Here is a 21,099-nt window from a genome sequence, read left to right as displayed (position 1 = left end):
GTAATTCTAGTCGTCGCTTTGCTTGCACTCCAAGGTCTCATCGGACGCCCCCAGGAAGCTTTGCTCTGTGCGAAAGCGAAGCGGCAGCGACAAATGTTTTATCTGCGCGAAAGCGAAGCGGCAGCGACAAATGTTTTTTGTAGCGAAAGCAAAGCGGCAGCGACAAAGCGCCTAGCCGGAACATAAATCAACCCTTCATTTTGCCGAAGAGCCATATTTCAATTACATATTGCACAGCAACAAGTTGTTACATATAGTTATTTGCAAGCCCATACTGAATAAGCTCAGCTTTATTACTTAAATTGAGCTTTTGCATAATATTTGATTTATGATTTTCAACCGTTTTACTACTAATATATAGCTGCCCAGCAATTTGGATATTCGTATACCCTAGAACTGTTAACCTCATTATCTCCTGCTCACGCACAGTTAAAATGCATTGATCTTCATGCCCCTTATGTTCAAATAATTTATCCATCTGCTCTTGAGGAATACCAACGTTGTAATATATGCGACCACTATATACGGCATGGATAGCCTCGTAGAGAATTCCACCTTGACTATTTTTTAAAATATAGCCATGGGCTTCAACAGCAATCGCTTTTTGAATATAAGCAACTTCATTGTGCATTGTTAACATAATAATTTTCACGTTAGGCATTTGCTTATGAATTTCTTGAGTAGCCGTAAATCCATCTAACCCATTCGGAATGGATACGTCCATTAAAATGACATCTGGGTTTAATGAAATTGCCTGAGTGATTGCCTCCGCTCCATCACTCGCTTCACCTACAACCTCTATATCTATATAATTTTCCAATAAAAGAACAATCCCTTTACGGATTAGCACATGATCATCTACTACTAAAACACGAATCATCTAAAGTCATCCTTCCAATTAGGTACTTGAATGCTAATTTGTGTACCTTTATTGTGAGCCGAAGTAATATTAAAAAATCCGCCTAACAGTGTAATTCGCTCCTCCATATGCTTTAAACCGAGCCCTTCTTTTTTCAAGTACTGCAGATCAAACCCTACGCCATTATCTTCTATATAGAGTGATAAATTTGTAGCTTTCTTTTCGAGTCGAATGACGACTTTAGAAGCTTTTGCATATTTAATAATATTGTGTAAAGCCTCCTGCACGACGCGATAAATATTGATTTCTACAGATGGATGACAACGTTCTTCAAAATCTGTTTCTAACGATATAGCAATATCAGGATGTACCTTTTGCACTGAATCGACAAGGGTGTCTAATGTAGGTGAAATCCCTAACTGATCTATGCTATGGGGGCGAAGCTGATAGGAATACAATTTAATATCATTCATTACTTGCTCTAGCTCATTGCGTACTTCTTCGATATACGTATTTAGTTTTTCATTGTCTTTGACATAAGATTCTATCGCTTGCAATGCAACAGATATTGTATACAATGACTGACCAACGCCATCATGTAATTCTTGCGCAAGCCTTTTATGTTCTTCCTCTTTTGCCTCAATTAGCTTTTTTATAATTAGCTTTGAAATGCGAGCCTCTTCTTCCTTTAACTGAAGGGTCTGATCGCGCAATACAAGAAGAAATTCTTGCTCGTTTGTTTTACTATCTGTATACATCAGCGCCGTGCTCATTTCAACGTCTATCTTACTCCCATGATACGTCGGCATTTTCGATAAAAAATAGGGAACCTCATTATGCTCTATTAAATAACATGTATGTTCTTTTGGAGATTTTTGACGATTTTCACAAAATGAACAAAAGGGCACTCGATCTCCTATTTCCCATCCCGATAACCGCTTCGCTGAGGGATTCATCATTAAAATTTCACGGTTGTGATTCATTATGATGATACCATCTTGAATATATTGAAATATTTGCTGTAAATATTTATTTTTCAGCTGTTCTTTCTCCAATCTAAACACACTCCTAGTATTAATTATACCTCGGCATAATTACGTCCGGAGGCTTTAGGTTTACTTGTTACTAATCCGCATACTTTGCCCTATACTTTTTCTTCCATCATGCTATAACTCTTCACTTCATGCCCCGCTTTACGAATGATACGAACACTCATATTTTTTTCTAGCTGTGTTGACGCAATAATATGAAGGGGCTTTTTGGGTAGTTCATGCATGTGACGTACTAAATAGGCAATTGGTAAATTTAATGCATTTGGTGTAGGTGATTTGTAAGAATCATTATAATCACGTACATCTACTATCACCATTCCCACTTTCAACTCTTGTAGTAAACACTCCTGTATTTGCCGCACCGGGATATGCCGTTTATAAATAATTCTACCAATAAAAAGAAGGAATATACTCAAACTTACAATAATCATTTTTTAACCCCTTTTACCGAGAAAAAAGGTTGTCTAAATCCGTTTAACTTTCCATTGACGAATCTCACAACGCCTTACTAAAATCTTTGATTTAAAATGACGATTTCCACTCATCATCTTCAAAAGATGCCTCTCGGAAGTACTAAGCAAAGAAAAAAAATAGCAGACTAGACTTACTAGTATGCTATTTTTCTTTTAGAACAACCTCATTTATTTAGTCACTACCTCTTGTTGCCAAGCCATATAGCCACCCGTTAAATTTACAATGTCATGAATGCCATTTGCTTTTAGTACACTTACAGCAATTGCAGAACGAGCACCACCTTGGCATTGAACAACAATTTTTTTAGTTGTTTGCAATTCATCTAAACGTCTAGCTAGTGTACCAACCATAATATGTTGAGCATTTTCAATATGCCCTGCATCATATTCTGTTTGATTACGCACATCAAGCACATGGACTTTTTCACTTTCAATTAACTGCTTTGCTTCTAAAGGAGTTATATTTTCATAACTATCTAGAGAAGTAGCCTCTTCCAATACTTTCGTCACATCTCCATAGCCAACAACATTGTCGATACCGATAGAACGTAATGCTATTAAAATATCATCTAGTTGGGAAGGATTAATTAGTAAATATAATGGCTTTGTATAATCTACTAGCCAACCAGCCCAATTTGTCATTGAATTATTGTAAGGGATGTTTAGTGTACCTGCGATAAATCCTTGCGAGAAATCTTCCGCCGATCTAGTATCAATCACTTGCTTCCCATCTGCAAGAAGTTGAGTAATCTCTTCATAGCTTGACACGAGCTTCACCGGTGGTAAGTTCTTAATAAGCTCTATTCCTACTTTATTGACACGCTTCATAACAGCGAAATAATAAGGAGGTTCCGGTTGACCATCTAGTAACGCGTCAATAAATTTTTGTTCATCATCAAATTGCATAGCCCAGCTGAATTGCTTCTCATACCCAACTGTCGAAGATGGTACAGCTCCTAATGCTTTACCACAAGCACTACCTGCTCCATGAGCCGGCCATATTTGCATGTAATCTGGTAAAGCCTTAAAACGTTCTAATGATAAAAACATCGCTTTTGCACCAGATAGTGATGTACCCTGAATACCAGCAGCCTTTTCTAACAAATCAGGGCGTCCGATATCACCTACAAAGACAAAGTCACCTGTAAAAATCCCCATTGGCTTATCTGCTACACCGCCACGATCCGTTAATAAGAAGGAGATACTTTCTGGCGTATGTCCTGGTGTATGCATGACTTTAAAAATAAGATTACCTATAGTAAATTCATCACCGTCTTTTAATAATTGATGAGGAATACCTTCTAGATTTTGATACTTCCAATCAGCATCCCCTTCGTCGGAAATATACATCTTTGTTCCAACACGGTCTGCTAACTCACGAGACCCTGCTACAAAATCCGCATGGATATGCGTTTCTAACGCTCCAACAATTTGCATCTTCTCTTTTTCTGCTAATGCAAGATAGGGTTCAATGTTACGCATCGGATCAACGATAACCATTTCTCCCTTCGCCTGACATCCCACAACATAAGAAGCGTGCGCTAATTTTTCATCGTAAAAATATCGTAATAACATGTGTAAAACTCCCCTTTATACTTAGTTTTTTTCTTTTAAAATATCTAATGCAGATTGGACATAATTAAGTGATTTTTGAACAGAAGGATCTTTCATCCATTTAACAATTGAAAAAACATTAATATGCTGAGGCTTTTCTTCTGCTCTTTGCTGTACCATTTTTAAGAAATCCAAACCTGTCTTTCCTTTTTCAACATATGGATCGGCATAGCTCTTTAAATTATTCATTGTATAGTCTGTCGTTTGTTTATCCTGAAGTACTGCTGTAACAAAATCAACGATGTTTTCTAACTGATGAATGATTTGAACAAGCTTTGGCAATTTTTCCATTAGCTGCACAATAGCCGTTATCGTTTCTGAGCCTACATTATAAGTAGAGACAAATTGCTCGTATCGATTTAATGTCTTTTCATCTGTTAGTACTGCTTTCCCAAAATCCACAACATTTTCTGCTGAGTCTATCGTTTGCTCTACATTCGGTAATTTTTCCAACAATCGTTGTAAAGAGTGTCGAACTTCTGGTTTTTCAAGCGTTTCGAGTAATTGATATAATTCCTCGCTCATACTTACCGTTGCATTAGCCACGCCTGTCGCCTCCCTTCATTCGTAATTACATAGTGCCTTTCAGCATCCCATCCCAGTACATAACAGGTAGTAAATCCTTTTTCATGAAATACATACTGGATCTTTCCACTGCCTGGTTGAAAGGCATAGATTCGACAGGCTCTTTATTGTAATCAAACTCCGCCAATATTAGTTTGTTGTAGCCTGTTACAATTGGGCAAGAAGAGTAGCCATCATACATTTGCGCCATTGGTTGTTGTCTCATTAAAGCAATAAGATTTTGTGCAACGATAGGAGCTTGCTTGCGAATAGCTGCACCCGTTTTTGATGTTGGTAGATTGGCATTGTCACCTATCCCAAACACATTGCCAAACTTTTTATGCTGCAAAGTAAATTTATCAACATCTACCCAGCCACATTCGTCTGCTAATGCACTTGTTCGTATAAACTCAGGTGAACACATATAAGGTGTCACATGAATCATGTCGTATTTAATTTCTTCTACTGTGCCAGTATCTAAATTTTCAAAAATAGCTATTTTTTCATCAGCCTTAATTTCAATCAAATTACGACGGAATCGAGTATCAATATTTTTCCGCTCTATTACCTTTTCAAGTGCTTCACGATATTTCAAAACATCGAAAATAGCTGGATTGGCCGAACCAAAAATAACGTTAATATTGTCGCGAACATTGACTCTATTAAAATGGTCTTCTGCTAAATGCATAATTTTTTGTGGAGCACCACCACATTTTACTGGCGAATTCGGATGTGTAAATAACGCTGTTCCCTCTTTAAAATTGCGGATCGTTTCCCACGTATAATCCACATGCTTAAAAGAATAATTACTGCATACACTTTTAGTTCCTAGTGCCTCTTTCAGCCCTTTAATAGCTCCCCAGTTTATTTCTATCCCACCAGCGACTACTAAAAAATCATACGTGTATGTTGTACCATCTAGTGTTATTACCTGGTTTTGATTGGGGTAAAAACTACTAACAGCCTCTTTTAACCAAACAGCTCCTTCAGGGATAACAGAAAGCATCTCACGTTCAGAGTCCCATTTATTTGCTGCACCACCTCCCACCAATGTCCAGAGTGGTTGATAATAATGTTTTTCTGCAGGATCTATGATGGCAATCTCCCCTTGAAGCGAATGAGATTGACGAAGTAAGCGTGCCGCTACTGAAATACCAGCAGTTCCTCCTCCAACGATGACTACTTTAAAAGAAGTCTTCATGTGTATATCCTCCTTATCATGCTGTCTTTCGTATACACCTTTTACACCTTAATAATAGTTTTAAGAGAGAGCCGTTCATATAGGGGTAATCCCCTAAAAACTTACACTTCAATGGTCAACATTACAAAAAGGGCAGTACAAGGTGAATGTTTCATCACTTGTACTGCCCAAATTAACAGTGTTTTACTTTACTTCTTCAATAAAAAACTAGCCATTGCCATAACGTGGAGTTGATTTCCGTTCCGACTGGGCGTTTTGCCGCTGACGCTTCGCTTTCGCGCAGATAAAACAATTGTAGCTGACGCTTTGCTTTCGCTACAGAAAACATTTGTTGTTGCTGTCGCTACGCTTTCGCACAGAAAACATCCGCTTCGCTCCAGGGTCTCGGGCCAACACGATGCTGGTCACGAAGGCGTTATCACAGGATGTGATGGTTTTAGCCTTCGTTCCTCTATCGCTGATCCCCAAGGAGTCGTCCAGTCTCCACTCCAATCAACTTATATACATGGCATTCATTTTCACAAATGCCCCCCAATTTTTGATGATATGCAAAAACCTACTACTTACATTTAAACTTTATTACAAAGACTGTACCTTCCGCTCCTGATTGGACACTAATGGTACCATCATGTAAATCTATTAACTGCTTAGTAATAGCCAATCCCAGACCTGTACCCGTTGCATCGTCCGTAGTATTAGTACCTCGATAATATCGCTCGAAGAGGTTATCGAGCTCCTCTTGAGGAATTCCTGGACCTTGGTCGGCGATTGTCAGCATAATCTCCTGGCCTATATTTTGCGCTTCTACGTTTACCTTTGTACCTTCAGGAGTATATTTTTTAGCATTGGTTATTAGATTATCTAAAATACGCTTTAATAAAAGCTCGTCCGCTTCAAGCATGACATCCCCATAAACTTTTACAGACACTTGCTCATCTGCAAATTGAGGTAACCATACGTTGAGTGGTAACAGCACTTTTTCAAGCTGTATCGCTTTATTTTTTAATTGATACGTATATGTTAAGTCTTGTATAAGAGCATCCATATACGTCGCCTTCTCCTGCATCGTAGTTGCAAAGACGCGCATTTCTTCCTTTGTCCACTCATAGTCCTCGGAAGCTAGCATTGTGGAATAACCATAAATAGAGCTTAGCGGTGTCTTTAAATCATGGGATAAGCCAGTTATCCATTCCTCCCGTAATTGCTCTGCATGCTTAATTTGCCTTTCATTGGAGGAAAGGCGTTTTGATAAATTATTTATCGATTCATCGACTGGCTGAAATAATTTAAATTTCCTCTTTAACTTCCCTGTCTTCCGATGATGGATACTTTTATCTCTTACTTTCCTGTAGTCGAACTGAGCTAGTAGCTCGATACGAGATATTACATAAACAAGCGGGCGAACAAATTGACGGGAAATGCTAACCGATAAAAAGATAATCCCTATTAACAATATAATATGTCCACCAAAGAAGACGGAAACAAATAAAACCATCGCTTTATTAAACGGCTCGTCAAACGGCTTATATGATGGGTTGGGCATCCGTACAACTAGTGTCGAGCCATCCTCTAAAGAAGCATTTTGCGAAAGCTCTTTATACTCAAAAATATCGTAATTCTCTTCCAGCAATTGAGGCTTATGGAGCTTTTTATAGCGCTCACCAATGACTTCTACACGATCCCACTGCTCATTATAGATTTCAACCGAGGCCTTCTTATCCTGTAAACGCTGGAGCAGTTCTAAAGAAACCTCTCCTTTATCCTTCCAATCCCGAACTACTTCCTCAAAAAGCGGCTGAACAGGTAAAGCCGGGAGGAATAACAAATGATATTTAGGAATCTCCCACGTGTGCATTCCTGGCCGTTTAAGAGCCATTTTTTCGTTATCTGTCATACTACATAGTTCACATGTGTCTCCCGTGTAATCAACAATGTCCATCGATTGATTGAACAAATATAATTGCCCTAAGTTCTCCCCTGCTCGCTTTACTAAATAATCAGCAATCTTAATAGATTCCCCTTTTTCTACGACAGCATCATCTTTAATTTCAGAGGAACTCATTATATGAATATCGTCACCAACATGACGATTGATAAAGATTGCAAAAAACACCAAACTTATAATAAAGCCTGTAATGATTAGTAAATAAAAAATGATGAAATAAGATACAAAACGAAGCGTTAATCTTCTAGCTGGCTTCATGAAGAAACATCTCCAGCAAGTTTATAACCAATACCCCTCACAGTAATAATGCAGGTTGGCTTACCTGGATTCTTTTCTATTTTTTCTCGCAGTTTTCGAATATGCACCATCACAGTATTATCATCAAACAAACAGTCACCCCATACGCGCTCGTAAATTTGCTCCTTCGATAACACTTGCCCTGCATTTTCACATAAATATTTCAATAAATAAAATAGCCTACCGCTAATAATTTCCTTTGTGCCATTTACAGTCACCTCTGCCGCATCGATATCGAATGTAAATCGACTGCATGAAAATAAATGACTTTCGGGTACATCTTTTCTCTTTATATATCTTGTAAGCTGGACCTTCACCCTCGCAACAAGCTCAAGTGGATTAAACGGCTTCGTAATATAATCGTCTGCTCCGTTCATAAAACCACGAAGCTTATCTGCATCACTAGCTTTTGCAGTTAAAAAGAATATAGGTGCTTCACTTTGCTCTCGAATCATATTCGCCATATCAAGTCCGCTACCATCTGGGAGCATAATATCTAATAGATAAAAATCAAAAACCTTCATTTCTATTTTCTTTTTTGCTTCTTGAACAGTGTCGCAAAGTGTAATGTTTAAAAACCCTTCTTTTCTTAAAATAATTTCTATCATTTCTGCAATTGCACGTTCATCCTCTAATACTAAAATTGACGCATCTTGCATGCTATCACCTTCTTTTAAGATTTCTTTAAGGTAGTCATCATTTCATCATAAGCTTTACCAACTACACTATGTATAAGATAACCAATTGAGGAGATGAATTGCAATGACGACTAACCGCGTTACTTTCATAGATACAATCCGTGGATTTAGTTTATTTGGCATCTTAATGGCAAATCTGTTGATTTTCCAATTTGGCATGTATGGCAAAGATGAACTAAAAGATCTATCCGCCCTCGATAATGGAGCCTGGTATTTTGTGAAAATCTTTATAGAAGGATCATTTATGCCGATTTTCACCATTTTATTCGGCTTCTCTCTTATTAAACTTATAGAATCTATTCGTAGAAAAAAAGATAAGAGTCGATGGTCCATTTTTCGCCGCGCAACAGGGCTAATTGCTTTAGGTTTACTACATTCAATGTTTTTATGGGAAGGCGATATTTTATTTGCCTACGGCATTATGATATTGTTTTTAATCCCATTTATTAATCGTAAACCGAAAACTTTATTCATTTGGGCTGGTATCTTCTTATTACTTATTACTAGCTTATCATTTAGTTCCACAGAAAAAACTAAAAAAGAACAGCAAGAGTTAGCAACCTATGTAGAAAAAGCCGACAATGTATACGCTAACGGGAGCTACTTAGACATTTATAAATTCCGTGCAAATGATCTACCTCCGGGCATGGATGATGCAGGATTAGTCTTTTTCTTATTAGTTTTCCTTGCACCAATGTATACCTCTGCATTGACCCTTTTCGGCATGGGGCTTGCTAAAAAGCAAGCTTTTGTGAATATGGAAGATGAAAAAAAATGGTATAAGCTCGGCGCTCTGCTTGTTCCAATAGGACTAGCTTGTAAGAGTCTGAGTTTTATTATAGAAAGCAATTTTTCCGGAATGCTGTTAACAGGTGGGTCTGAATTATTAGCAGTTGGCTATGTCTGCCTTGCAGCTTTAATATATAAAACCCGCCCTGTACAACGTCTCGCTCCTGCCTTTGAGAGTGTCGGTAAACTATCATTAACTAATTATCTAATGCAAACCATTATTTGTACAACAGTATTTTATGGATACGGTCTAGGCTTATACGGCAAGTTAGGCGTGTTTGGCGGTATTTTATTTGGAATCGTCGTGTATAGCTTGCAATGTGTTTTCAGCCTTGCCTACTTCAAGAAATTTAAACGCGGACCATTTGAATCTGTACTGCGTGTATGGACGAATTGGTCTTGGAATGGACAGATCAAAATAAAACAGAAAGGAAGTACTTTACATGAATAGTGACGCCAAAGAGGACTTTACAGATACATGGTGGTTTTTAGGAATCTGCACTGCCGTAGCTGCCGTTTTAACACTATTTGCTTTTTAATATAACAATCAACTTTACTTGGGAACAACTATACAACAATATCTCGGAATTCGTTTTCATTCGCCCCCTACTGTATACTATGACTACACATACTATACAGCTTAGGGGGCGTTTTTTTGCTACAGCGAATTATTATTACTGGCTATAGACCACACGAATTAGGCATTTTTAATGACAAGCACCCGGGCATTGCCATCATAAAAAAAGCACTCGAAAACCGTCTGCGTATATTGATCGATGAAGGTTTAGAATGGGTCATTATTAGTGGCCAGCAAGGTGTAGAAACATGGGGTGCTGAGGTTATTCTTATGTTAAGAAAGGAATTCCCTCATTTAAAATATTCTGTTATCACTCCTTTTTTAGAGCAGGAGAAAAATTGGCAGGAACATAAAAAAGAAAAATATCAGGCATTAGTAGCTCAAGCGGACTTCGTAACGAGTGTAACGAAAAAACCATACGAGGCTCCGTGGCAATTTATCGAAAAAGACAAATTCATAATTCAAAATACAGATGGTCTGCTGCTTATTTATGATGAAGAAAATGAAGGCTCCCCGAAATATATGAAACGTCTAGCAGAAAAATATATGGAAACACACGAATATACACTTTTGATGATTACCGCTTATGATTTACAAGTAGTGGCAGAAGAAATACAGCAACAAGATTGGTAGGGAAAATATTGATATAATTTTCTGATAATTATATACTTGAACTATATTAGTCATAGACTCATGGCTCATCACAATAGCGTGTGGTTGATCTCTGTTCCGACTGGGCGCTTTGTTGCTGACGCTTCGCTTTCGCACAGAGCAAAGCTTCCTGGGGGCGACCAGTCTCCACTCTAATCAACTTAAATTAAAATGGTATTCCTTTTATCATATATCATCCCTAACTTTAGGTGATAAATATTAAGAATTAGGTCAATGCTTTTAAAAGTATTCAAGTCTTTTTTCTACCCTTTGGTGCTAATTTTAAAAAAGGAGCTGCTAACATTTGAGTAAAAAAATCGAAATGGTTCTTGAGTCGTCGCCGGTGAATGTTTCTCATGATACGTACCGCAGAGAGTGCAGATATACACGTGGGATTCATATTGAAGAACAAGAGTTTAAAGCAATTTTGGATGCAATGTGCTACGATTCTCGCTTGTATTTTGATTTCCATAATCCACGTAGGGAGATTAAAAAAGGAACATATTTAAATGGGCACTCTGGGTTAGCGCATAATATTTATAATTACTATAAAACAAATCACAACATTGAACTGCCCGAGATTATAAACGGTAAAGATTTTTATGTAAAAATAATATAAAAATTTCATATTATTAAAGTGGGTTGTTTCTTACATAACAACCCACTTTTATGTCCGTAAAAAAGAGCTACCCTCTATATGAGAGTAGCTCTGTCTTTTTATAAATCAGATACTTGAGCACCTAATTCTTTATTATTGTACATTTCAGTGTCCAATTCTTTTGTAATACGTGCTGTTGTCACACCAGCAGTCATTGAACCACTTACATTAAGTGCAGTACGGCCCATGTCAATTAACGGCTCAACAGAGATTAATATACCTGCAAGCGCAATCGGTAAATCAAGTGCTGATAATACAAGAATTGCTGCGAATGTCGCACCACCACCGACACCAGCTACACCAAATGAGCTGACTGCTACAACTGCAATAACTGTAATGATAAACACTGGATCAAGTGGATTAATCCCAACTGTCGGTGCAATCATAATCGCTAGCATTGCAGGATAAACACCAGCACAGCCATTTTGACCAATAGATAGACCAAATGAGCCCGAGAAGTTTGCAATACCCTCAGGTACACCAAGACGACCTGTTTGTGTTTTAATGTTCATTGGTAAAGCACCTGCACTTGAACGTGAAGTGAAGGCAAATAATAATGTTTCCGCAGATTTCTTTAAGTACGTAAATGGATTTAAACCACTTAAAGTAAGAATTAGTAAGTGTACTATAAACACGATCATTAGCGCTACATAAGACGCTACAACAAACTTACCTAGGTTATAGATTGCCCCGAAATCAGATGTCGCAACTGTACGTGCCATAATTGCTAAAATACCATACGGTGTTAAACGTAAGACAATCGTTACAACGCCCATTACTAATGCATAGATGGCATCCAAGCCCTTTTTAATAGTAGCTGCAGTATCTCCATCCTTACGTGCTACACGTAAATAAGCAAAACCTAAGAATGCTGAAAAAATTACAACAGCAATTGTTGATGTAGAACGAGCACCTGTTAAATCTAAGAATGGATTTGCTGGGAATAACTCAATAATTTGAGTTGGTAAATCCGGCGCAGTTAATCCAGAAGTTTTTTCCTCTAAATACGCCCCACGCTCAGTTTCTGCAGCACCTTGCATAATATGAGAAGCATCTAAATCGAATACTGTTGCTGAAAAAATACCAACAGCAGCTGATACAGCAGTTGTACCGATTAAAATGGCTAAAATAAGAGCTGCCATTCTTCCGAAGTTTTTACCAACCTTCATTTTCGTAAAGGCAATTAAGATAGAAATAAAAATTAATGGCATCGCAACCATTTGTAGTAATTTAACATAGCCAGTACCAATAATATTGTACCAACTTGTTGTTTTAGTTAACACATCTGAATCAATACCATAAATTAAATGCAGTCCAAGACCAAGTACAATACCTAAGCCTAGAGCCGTAAATACACGATTTGAAAACTTAACGTGCTTTTTATTCATAAAATATAAAATTCCAACGAATACGAGCAAGACAGCAACGTTAAGAATAATTTGTAATGTAGACAATGAAAAGCCTCCTAAGAAGTTTAATTATAATGTAATCGAATTATATACCTATAATCCCTATAATTCAAGTATGTTTTATTTAGATTAATAATTTCCTAAAGTAAAGCGGCTTATTTCTTTTGATTATGCCCTAAAAACCAAATTTAATAAGAAATGCTTACGGAACATGTGAGCTTCTTCGCGGAAAGCGTCCGTTATGAAAAAAAGACTGTGGGCGAGCTTGCCCACAGTCTGACCTACTTCGTCTAATGAACGAGGTAGGTTTCTTTCCCATTGTCATTAACGAGATAACAACTTCCCGAAATTTTTTTACATTGTTTTTTTACACGTGTCACCGCATCTGACAATCGGTCAACAGATTCAAATTGCTGATATTGATTAGTAATAACCGCAATGGATAGCGTAGTACAAGATAGAGGCTCTAATTTACCAGCTCTATTTTGTACTTGTAAGTATGTTAAATCCTCTACATCATAAAAGCTTAAAATAAATGCATCAAATTCATCAATAATTCTTTGACAGATCATGGCAGCCTCATAATGCGGAAGAATCGCAACGAAATCGTCTCCACCAATATGTCCTAAAAAATCTTCTGTACCTACTATATTTCTTTTCAAAATATCAGTTAAATACAGTAAAATTTTATCCCCTTTATTAAAACCATACGTATCATTGTAAGATTTAAAATGGTCTAAATCAAAATATATTAAACTATATTGCGGTAGCTTTAGTGCCTCTTCTAGTTTTTCATCTATTAATTTATTGCCAGGAAGACTACTTAAAGGATTTAAAAAGCTAGCAATAGCTACTTGTGTGTCTACGAGCTTTAACAGTAGCTCCCGAATACTTACTACACCGTAATACAAGTCATTCCTTGTTACAATCACATCATCATATAGATCCTCTGAAGGTCTAGACATCGCTAATGTACTGACCTCTGTTATAGGTATATTGCGATCTACAATTAAAGGATTCTCTTTTATAATCAGCTGATTATGTCGCCCCATAAACAAATTATAGCCATAGCGTGTGCCAATTTTTTGATAGAAATGCGTACGTGTAATATGCCCAATTGGTTTGTCATCTCGAACAACGACAACACTACGTAAAGACGGATTACTTGTAAAAAGTGAATCCACCTCTATATTTTTCACAAATTCATCAATACAAGGAACATTTTCTATGACTTCCCCTATCTTCATGGTCACCCATCCTTATTTTCCCCAAATGTAATTCCTTTGCGGGTTTCCCTACCGCATAGCCTTGTGCGTAGTGGATTCCAATAGTATGTAAATAATCAAGTTCTTCCTGGCGTTCAATACCTTCTGCAATAATTTTCGTTTCAGCTTGCTCTGCGTATCTCATCAGCAATGTAACGAGCTGCTGCTGCTCGCTGTTTTTATCAATAAATTGTATTAAAGAACGGTCTAGTTTAATAAACTCTGGCTTTAAGTAAATAAGAGTTTTCAAACTATTATAGCCTGAACCCACATCATCCACTGCAATTCGATAGCCCTGTGATCGATAATGCGATAATACACGTTCAAACTCCACAAAATCTACCACTGCACTACGTTCGGTTAGCTCAAACACTACCTGCTGTGGTTTTATGCCAAGGTCCTTTAATAGCTGCAAGGTTTCACCACTATGGTAACTCTTATCTAGTAAAACATTAGGATGTATATTGACAAATACTAAAAAATTTCTGTCCATCCATTCCCCGTGTAGTCGTTCTTTGAAACGCTGTAATGAAAGATTACGACAAAAGCATTCAAATAAAAATACGCAGTCCATTTGCCCAACAAATTCATAAAACTGATCGACACTATGAAACAATTCTGAAGGCTCTGGACGATTCAGTGCCTCAAAACCAACTGTCTGCCTCGTCTGTAAATCGACGATAGGTTGAAAATAAGTATGTAAACTCTTGTCCTGAATAATTTGCTTCAATGCTTTTAAACGTTTTATATAGAGAGTATTGTTTTGATGCTGCCCGTATAAATACTTTAAATAAGAAAATAAATTACTTGTTTTTATGCTTTGTCTCACAATAGACTCCATTCTCGCACCTCTTAAATTGGTTATTAAGATTTATTGTACGCTTTCATTGTAAAAGCACTGTGAATTTTATGTAAAAACAAGTGTCTCTAGCACTAGAAATCCTTTTCAATAGTTGACATTGCTCTATTCAAAGTAATCTTAATAACTTGATAGAGTAGTATATTTTTCATAATATATGATATATTCAATCAATTGATTGATATATATCGTGAATAGTGTATGCTTGTAATAATAGTATTTTATTACCTTTTATAGAAATTTATTATTTTTATAGTAAAATAATAACCCATCTCCTTAAACTAAGGATGCTAATTGTAAAAACACTCATAGCGTCACAGATAACCCGATGCGCAAATCTCATCTCCAACGAAGTGCCTAGTCGGAACAAAAAATACCTCATGTTATGGCGATGATTTTTTATAATTGAAGATCTGTTCTTTATAGGGAAGCCTATTTAGATAAAAACTATTTTCAAGGGAGGATCCTGTTAATGAGTTTGTCAATTCAACAATTATTGGAGAATAAAGGAATTACACCAAAATCTGAACACCTTGAACTTCTAAAAGCACGGTGGGAAGGTATGCAATCCCTTCGTGGTAATTTAGAAGGCATCGCTATTGATGATGCTGATATCGCTATCCGTAGCATCCCTGGAGGTGACCACATTGACAACTGATTTACACTTAAAATCTGTTGAAGAATTAGCACCATTACTTGAAACTAAAAAACTCTCTCCTGTCGAGTTGACGAAAGCAATTTTAGATTTTGCTGAAGAAAGTCAGCCTAAAATTAATTCATACATGGCTTTTTATCGTGAAGAAGCCCTAGCACAAGCACAAGTGGTAGAAAAAGAAATTTTGAATGGACAGTATCGAGGAATATATCACGGGATTCCTATGGCATTAAAAGATAATTTGTACTTTAAAGATAAGATAACAACGATGTCATCAAAGATTCATAAGGACTTCGTTTCAAATTATGATGCGACGGTTGTAGAAAAGCTTCGTAATGCCGGTGTTATTTTCACAGGTAAATTAAGCATGCATGAGTACGCATGGGGCATCACGAATAATAACCCTCATTACGGACCCGTTCGAAATCCATGGGATTTAGATAAAATCCCTGGTGGTTCTAGTGGAGGCTCTGGCGCAGCAGTTGCAGCAGGGGCAAGCGTCGCATCATTAGGTACAGATACTGCTGGCTCTATTCGAATCCCTTCATCAGCCTGTGGGATTGTCGGCTTAAAGCCTACTCATGGGCGCGTAAGTAAATATGGCTGCTACCCTCTTGCTTGGAGCTTAGACCATATTGGTCCAATGACAAAGACAGTAAAAGACGCAGCCGGCTTACTTGAGATTATTTCTGGATTTGACCATAGAGACCCTACCTGTACAGACGTTCCAACAGAGAATTATGTACAGCAAATTTCGGGTAATGTGAAGGATTTAGTCATCGGCATCAACGAAGAGTATTTCTTTAACAGAGTAGATTCCGATGTGGAGAAGGCTGTTCGGGCAAGTATTCAAAGCTTAGTGGATCAAGGAGCAAAAGTTGAAATCGTTCGAATTCCATCCTTGCAATATGCAGAGTGGGCAGAGCTCGTTACTTCCCTTTCGGAGGCAGCTGCAATCCATCATTCCGATTTACAGAAAAGACCACAGGATTTCGGAGATGATATTCGTCTGTTATTTGAACTAGGTGAAATACCATCTGCCGTTGATTACCTACAGGCTCAACAGGTGCGACGACAAATCAAGCAAGAATTTACACAGATTTTTAATCAGGTTGATGTGCTTATTACGCCTACATTACCTGTAGTGGCAAGTACTATTGGTGATGACTTTGCATATTTAAATGGTGAAAAAGTTGATTTAATTGATAATATCATTCGTTTTACAGGCCCAAGTAACCTAACAGGGTTACCTGCCCTTTCCGTTCCTTGTGGCTTTAAAGGTAATTTACCAGTTGGCCTCCAAATTATTGGTCCAGCCTTTAAGGAAGGTCGTATTCTTAACGTTGGTTACGCCATTGAACAAACGAATCCAATGAAAAATAGAAAACCTAATATTTTCGCTAATATCTAAACTTAATAATGTGGAAGAATCTGCTTGCTTTACGGACTTAGTCTGTAGAACATCAGCAGATTCTTTTTAATTGGTTGGTTTATCAGCGATTCGAATTGCCTTATCAGCTTTTTCACTGGGCTTATCAGTTATAATAAGTAATAGAAGCTCAATCACAAGAAAGGTTGTTTGATAGCCTAATGAACGTAGAGAACTTTTTACAACTGCCAATTACAAAAGATTTTACAGTCGTTGCTGGTCGCAATGGTTTACATAAGCCCGTTCAAAATGTGGAAATTCTAGACTTTGAATTTTCACCCGATATTCAGACTGTGAGAGAAACGATTTTCACACCGAATAGTGTTGTTTTAAGCAGCTTATTATTCGCAAAGCAAAAACCAGAATATTTATGGAATGCCGTGAAAAGCCTTATTGAGCTAGGAGCAAGTGCTCTAGCTTATAAACCTGTTATCTATGAGGAGTTGCCTGAGGAAGTGATCGTCTATGCAGATGAACAAAATTTCCCGATATTGCGATTTGGCGGAGATGAATTTTTTGAAAAGATTATTTTAGAAACGATGGCCTATGCAAAAACGCAGGATTATTCATTCTTTTTAGATACGATTATGCGACGTATCATGGAGGAAGAAGTAACTGATGAACAAATAAAGTTTATTTTACAACAAATCAATAAGCCCTTTGAAAAATATGTATTTGTTGCTAATATTCAAATGCAAGATCATGCAAATAGTCAATGGATGCAATCCCTTTTCCAATTAGAGCCTCTATTGAAATCTGGTATGATTTGTAGCTATAAAAAGAGCCTCTTTATTGTAATGACCCATCCATCACAGCAATTACAATTCGAAAAACTTCTAAATGAATGGTTGACGATGTATGCAATCTCAACAGAATCAATGACCTTTGGCTATAGTCGTTGTCATGTAACACTAACCGAACTCCCTATTGCTGTTCGTGAAGCCTTTTACGCACGCATCATGGCTGAAATTGAAACGGCTCCTATATGCCATTATGAGAACCTTGCTTCCGATTCGTTATTAATTGAATTGCATCGTAAGGACGCTACATTCGCTATGGACTATGTAAATAGCTATCTCGGTCCCTTATTTGAGGAAAAGATTGATCCGGACTTAATGCAAACAGCCATCACCTATGTCGTAAAACAAGGAAATATTAAAGAAGTAGCCGTTGCTCATTTCTGCCATCCAAACACAATCCGTTATCGTATGTCAAAAATACGTCAGCTAGTAGCACCTTTAGAAAATGATTATGTTTTTTATGAGCGTATAGCTGCAGCCGTTAAATTGTACTTATTACATAGCAAAACGAATGTTGAATGACAGCTTTGGAATAAGTACAAAAAAACGCCTGAATTTTTAGAATTAAAATCAAACTATTTTCTCCCATCTCATGCTATTCTATTGAAGTTAGGAGGAGGAATGATGAAACAATACATAGCTGATGGTATGCTATTAGTCACTGCAATCGTTTGGGGTAGCGGTTTTGTCATAACGGCTATTGCATTAGAATATTTAACAGCCTATCAAGTAATGGCAGGTAGGTTCTTATTAGCTTCAATTATACTGACAGTCTTATTTGGATATAAATTAAAAAAAGCTTCAAAATCAGTTATCTGGAAAGGTATTTTGTTAGGGACCATTTTGTATATCGCCTTTGCCCTTCAAACAGTAGGACTACAATATACAACACCATCTAAAAATGCATTTTTAACCGCTGTAAATGTCATTATTGTTCCACTAATTGCCTTTGCGGTTTACAAGCGTCGTATAGATGGCTATGAGATGATTGGTTCGATTATAGCTATTGTTGGTATTGGTTTTCTATCTTTGCAGGGCTCGCTAACAATGAACATCGGAGATACGCTTTCCTTAGCATGCGCTGTCGCCTTCGCTTTTGATATTTTTTGTACGAACCTTTTTGTCCAAAAGGAAGATGCCATTGCTCTGACGATTATTCAATTTATCACAGCATCTTTTTTAGGTGTCTTGGTCTTAGTCAGTCAAGGCGATATCCCGTCCACTCTTGAAAAAGAAGCAATCTATTCAATCGTTTATTTAGCCATTTTTTCAACTACCCTTGCCTACCTTTTTCAAAATATTGCGAATCAATATACGTCTGCTACAAAGGCTGCGATTATCCTGTCTACAGAATCCTTCTTCGGCATGGTATTATCCGTTATATTCTTACATGAGGTATTAACAAGTCGTATGGTTGTAGGGGCAATACTGATTTTACTCGCCATATTAATTGCAGAAGTGAAGCCTGCACATCCTAAAAAGCGAATGATGAAGAGCTCTCGATAACGATTTTCGAAATAGTTTCAGTCCTACTGAAGCTATTTTTTATTAAACACGGCTAGTCATGATACTTGTAGTAATCCCTGCTACCAAAATTGTAATAATAGAAAGCAATAATGTACTAGAAGATAATAGCAGCCCCCCTATGACAATGACGATTGAATCTATCATAAAAATAAGTATCCCGACATTAATTCCGGTTTTATCACTTAAAAATTGGGCAATCAAATCTGTACCGCCAGTGCTTGTCTGAAATCTAAGCATCAAACCAACACCAAAACCCATAAGTGCCCCTCCAAATATGGCGCTATAGATGGCATCTACATGAATAAGATTCCGGACGGGCTTTAGTAAATCGATACTAAGAGAATATGCGAATAATCCATGGATACTATTGTAAAAATACGCTCTGTATTTATACCAAGAAATAACGAAAATTGGAATACTAATAATGATGATCATTAAACCTATTTTAAGCTTATATATATAGTGTAAAATAAGCGCTATTCCTACAACGCCCCCATCTAAAATTTGATAGGGTGTTAAGAATAAGTTTATCCCTAATGCTAACGCGGTACTTCCTATAAGAATGACCAAGCCTTTCGTAAAAAAATACATACAACACCCCTCCGAGACTTGCATGTTTTTATAGTATGAAAAAATCGATTTGAACATGTTATTGTTCACGTCTGTCGGTATAATAGTAGTAATATTTTTTATCGAGCTTGGTCGCTAAATTTCTCTATAAATTGTGTGAATACAAAAAATGGATCATCACCAAAACGTGTGGTTGATTTCCGTTCCGACTGGGCGCTTTCCTGGGGGCGTCCGTTGAGCCGCTTCACTCGCGATGCTCGCTCCAGGGTCTCATCTGTGACGCTAATCCCCAAGGAGTCGCCCAGCCTCCACTCCAATCAACTTATTTACATAATAGACGTTTTAACAAAGTCATCCACAACTTTTGGTGAGAACCCCAAAATGCCCTTCTGTATATAAACGGAAGGGCAATATTAGGGGAAAACTATTTGTTTTTGGCCTTCATTCGATCCAGCAAAAATCCACCTTTAAATGATTTAGGCTCGTACGAAATAATAAAAGCATTCGGTTCATAATGCTCAACAATTTGGAACAATTCCGGCTCACGGTTTCTCTTTGTTAATATTTCATATTTATAGCGGTTACTATCTCGCCCCTCACCAATGTAAATCGTGACCGCAAACCCTTCATTCCGAAGAAATTTCACAAGTTCCTCATTCTTATTTTGCGTATTAATGGTCGTATAAACATAGCCAATCGCTAATTTACGTTCAATTTTGGCCCCTAAAAATATACCTAACCCAAAGCCAACTGCATAAAAAACCATAGCTAACATACTTTGCTTCCCACTAAAAACGAGTGAAAGGCCAAATACATACACTAACATCTCCAGCATACCGAATATGGCGGCAAGGAAAGTAACATTCTTCACTAAAAGTATTGTACGTAACGTTAAAAAAGGCACATAAATTAATTGAAGTATTAAAATCAGAAATATACTTTGCATTTGTAAGAGACCTTTCAAAAGTAGTTTTATATATTTTAAATGTATGTTGAGACATCGACTTGCATTCTATTAAGATGTATTTATTTTCTAGATTCCCTAACAATTTAAATTTAAACATCTACTTTTCATAAAAAAATGTCACCTACTATAGAAGTAGATGACATTGTGTATATTATAGAAATCCTTTAAGTCTCAGTCTTCCCGATGCTTTGGCCAAATACTAATTGGGTGGGGTACTTTGCAGTGGTGGGTATTTAAAGG

General features: G+C 37.2%; 20 protein-coding genes. 7 read left to right on the top strand and 13 right to left on the bottom strand.

Annotated elements, in window-relative coordinates:
- Positions 1 to 247: 247 nt before the first annotated feature.
- The 8 genes from ABH966_RS18150 to ABH966_RS18115 form a co-directional block, all read right to left on the bottom strand.
- A complete protein-coding gene (locus ABH966_RS18150; RefSeq protein WP_370080786.1) occupies positions 248 to 880 on the bottom strand; it encodes a response regulator in 633 nt (210 codons plus the stop codon).
- A complete protein-coding gene (locus ABH966_RS18145) occupies positions 877 to 1,914 on the bottom strand; it encodes a PAS domain-containing sensor histidine kinase (protein WP_370080784.1) in 1,038 nt (345 codons plus the stop codon). The genes ABH966_RS18150 and ABH966_RS18145 overlap by 4 nt, the downstream gene beginning before the upstream one ends.
- Positions 1,915 to 2,003: 89 nt before the next feature.
- Positions 2,004 to 2,342, bottom strand: a complete 339-nt coding sequence (locus ABH966_RS18140) for a rhodanese-like domain-containing protein (protein ID WP_370080782.1) — start codon at positions 2,340 to 2,342, stop codon at positions 2,004 to 2,006.
- Positions 2,343 to 2,552: 210 nt separating this feature from the next.
- Entirely contained in the window at positions 2,553 to 3,959 is a 1,407-nt protein-coding gene (locus ABH966_RS18135) for an MBL fold metallo-hydrolase (RefSeq protein ID WP_370080780.1), read from the bottom strand.
- A gap of 21 nt (positions 3,960 to 3,980) precedes the next feature.
- The gene (locus ABH966_RS18130) at positions 3,981 to 4,544 is read right to left on the bottom strand and encodes a helical membrane plugin domain-containing protein (protein ID WP_370080779.1); all 564 of its coding nucleotides are present in this window, start codon (positions 4,542 to 4,544) and stop codon (positions 3,981 to 3,983) included.
- 25 nt (positions 4,545 to 4,569) lie between these two features.
- Positions 4,570 to 5,763 (bottom strand): NAD(P)/FAD-dependent oxidoreductase, encoded by a 1,194-nt coding sequence (locus ABH966_RS18125; RefSeq protein ID WP_370080777.1) that lies wholly within the window; start codon positions 5,761 to 5,763, stop codon positions 4,570 to 4,572.
- A gap of 559 nt (positions 5,764 to 6,322) precedes the next feature.
- A complete protein-coding gene (locus tag ABH966_RS18120) occupies positions 6,323 to 7,966 on the bottom strand; it encodes a sensor histidine kinase (protein WP_370080775.1) in 1,644 nt (547 codons plus the stop codon).
- Positions 7,963 to 8,664, bottom strand: coding sequence for a response regulator transcription factor (locus ABH966_RS18115; RefSeq protein WP_370080773.1), 702 nt, complete (start codon positions 8,662 to 8,664; stop codon positions 7,963 to 7,965). Before ABH966_RS18115 ends, ABH966_RS18120 begins: the two co-directional genes overlap by 4 nt.
- A gap of 103 nt (positions 8,665 to 8,767) precedes the next feature.
- Between ABH966_RS18115 and ABH966_RS18110 the strand changes: the two genes are divergently transcribed.
- From ABH966_RS18110 to ABH966_RS18100, 3 genes are all read left to right on the top strand, one after another.
- Positions 8,768 to 9,943 carry a DUF418 domain-containing protein gene (locus ABH966_RS18110; protein WP_370080771.1) on the top strand — a complete coding sequence of 392 codons (1,176 nt, stop codon included), beginning with the start codon at positions 8,768 to 8,770 and terminating at the stop codon, positions 9,941 to 9,943.
- A gap of 204 nt (positions 9,944 to 10,147) precedes the next feature.
- Positions 10,148 to 10,702: an SLOG family protein gene (locus ABH966_RS18105; RefSeq protein WP_370080769.1), complete on the top strand. Its 555-nt coding sequence runs from the start codon at positions 10,148 to 10,150 to the stop codon at positions 10,700 to 10,702.
- Positions 10,703 to 11,024: 322 nt separating this feature from the next.
- Positions 11,025 to 11,339 carry a hypothetical protein gene (locus ABH966_RS18100; RefSeq protein ID WP_370080767.1) on the top strand — a complete coding sequence of 105 codons (315 nt, stop codon included), beginning with the start codon at positions 11,025 to 11,027 and terminating at the stop codon, positions 11,337 to 11,339.
- A 98-nt stretch (positions 11,340 to 11,437) separates the two neighbouring features.
- Here the strand turns inward: ABH966_RS18100 and ABH966_RS18095 are convergent, their stop codons facing one another.
- The 3 genes from ABH966_RS18095 to ABH966_RS18085 form a co-directional block, all read right to left on the bottom strand.
- A complete protein-coding gene (locus tag ABH966_RS18095) occupies positions 11,438 to 12,766 on the bottom strand; it encodes an L-cystine transporter (protein WP_370080887.1) in 1,329 nt (442 codons plus the stop codon).
- 311 nt (positions 12,767 to 13,077) lie between these two features.
- On the bottom strand, positions 13,078 to 14,034 hold the full coding sequence (locus ABH966_RS18090) for a GGDEF domain-containing protein (RefSeq protein WP_370080765.1): 957 nt from the start codon (positions 14,032 to 14,034) through the stop codon (positions 13,078 to 13,080).
- Entirely contained in the window at positions 13,994 to 14,893 is a 900-nt protein-coding gene (locus ABH966_RS18085) for an EAL domain-containing protein (protein ID WP_370080763.1), read from the bottom strand. Before ABH966_RS18085 ends, ABH966_RS18090 begins: the two co-directional genes overlap by 41 nt.
- A 490-nt stretch (positions 14,894 to 15,383) precedes the next feature.
- Here ABH966_RS18085 and ABH966_RS18080 point away from each other — a divergent pair, with 490 nt between their 5' ends.
- The 4 genes from ABH966_RS18080 to ABH966_RS18065 all read left to right on the top strand — a co-directional run bounded on the left by ABH966_RS18080 (position 15,384) and on the right by ABH966_RS18065 (position 19,301).
- Positions 15,384 to 15,569, top strand: a complete 186-nt coding sequence (locus tag ABH966_RS18080) for a hypothetical protein (RefSeq protein ID WP_249075639.1) — start codon at positions 15,384 to 15,386, stop codon at positions 15,567 to 15,569.
- Entirely contained in the window at positions 15,559 to 16,977 is a 1,419-nt protein-coding gene (locus ABH966_RS18075; protein WP_370080761.1) for an amidase, read from the top strand. The genes ABH966_RS18080 and ABH966_RS18075 overlap by 11 nt, the downstream gene beginning before the upstream one ends.
- Before the next feature lie 179 nt (positions 16,978 to 17,156).
- Positions 17,157 to 18,317 carry a PucR family transcriptional regulator gene (locus tag ABH966_RS18070; RefSeq protein WP_370080760.1) on the top strand — a complete coding sequence of 387 codons (1,161 nt, stop codon included), beginning with the start codon at positions 17,157 to 17,159 and terminating at the stop codon, positions 18,315 to 18,317.
- A gap of 102 nt (positions 18,318 to 18,419) precedes the next feature.
- Entirely contained in the window at positions 18,420 to 19,301 is an 882-nt protein-coding gene (locus ABH966_RS18065) for a DMT family transporter (RefSeq protein WP_370080758.1), read from the top strand.
- A gap of 42 nt (positions 19,302 to 19,343) precedes the next feature.
- Here the strand turns inward: ABH966_RS18065 and ABH966_RS18060 are convergent, their stop codons facing one another.
- Positions 19,344 to 19,913 (bottom strand): YitT family protein, encoded by a 570-nt coding sequence (locus ABH966_RS18060; RefSeq protein ID WP_370080756.1) that lies wholly within the window; start codon positions 19,911 to 19,913, stop codon positions 19,344 to 19,346.
- Positions 19,914 to 20,316: 403 nt separating this feature from the next.
- A complete protein-coding gene (locus tag ABH966_RS18055; protein WP_370080754.1) occupies positions 20,317 to 20,838 on the bottom strand; it encodes a DUF2179 domain-containing protein in 522 nt (173 codons plus the stop codon).
- Positions 20,839 to 21,099: the final 261 nt, after the last annotated feature.

The sequence above is a fragment of the Lysinibacillus sp. RC46 genome (genome assembly GCF_041262385.1).
Taxonomy (GTDB): Bacteria; Bacillota; Bacilli; order Bacillales_A; family Planococcaceae; genus Lysinibacillus.
The sequence above is the reverse complement of the archived record's forward strand: the minus strand, read 5'-3'. Positions and strand labels throughout refer to the sequence as shown.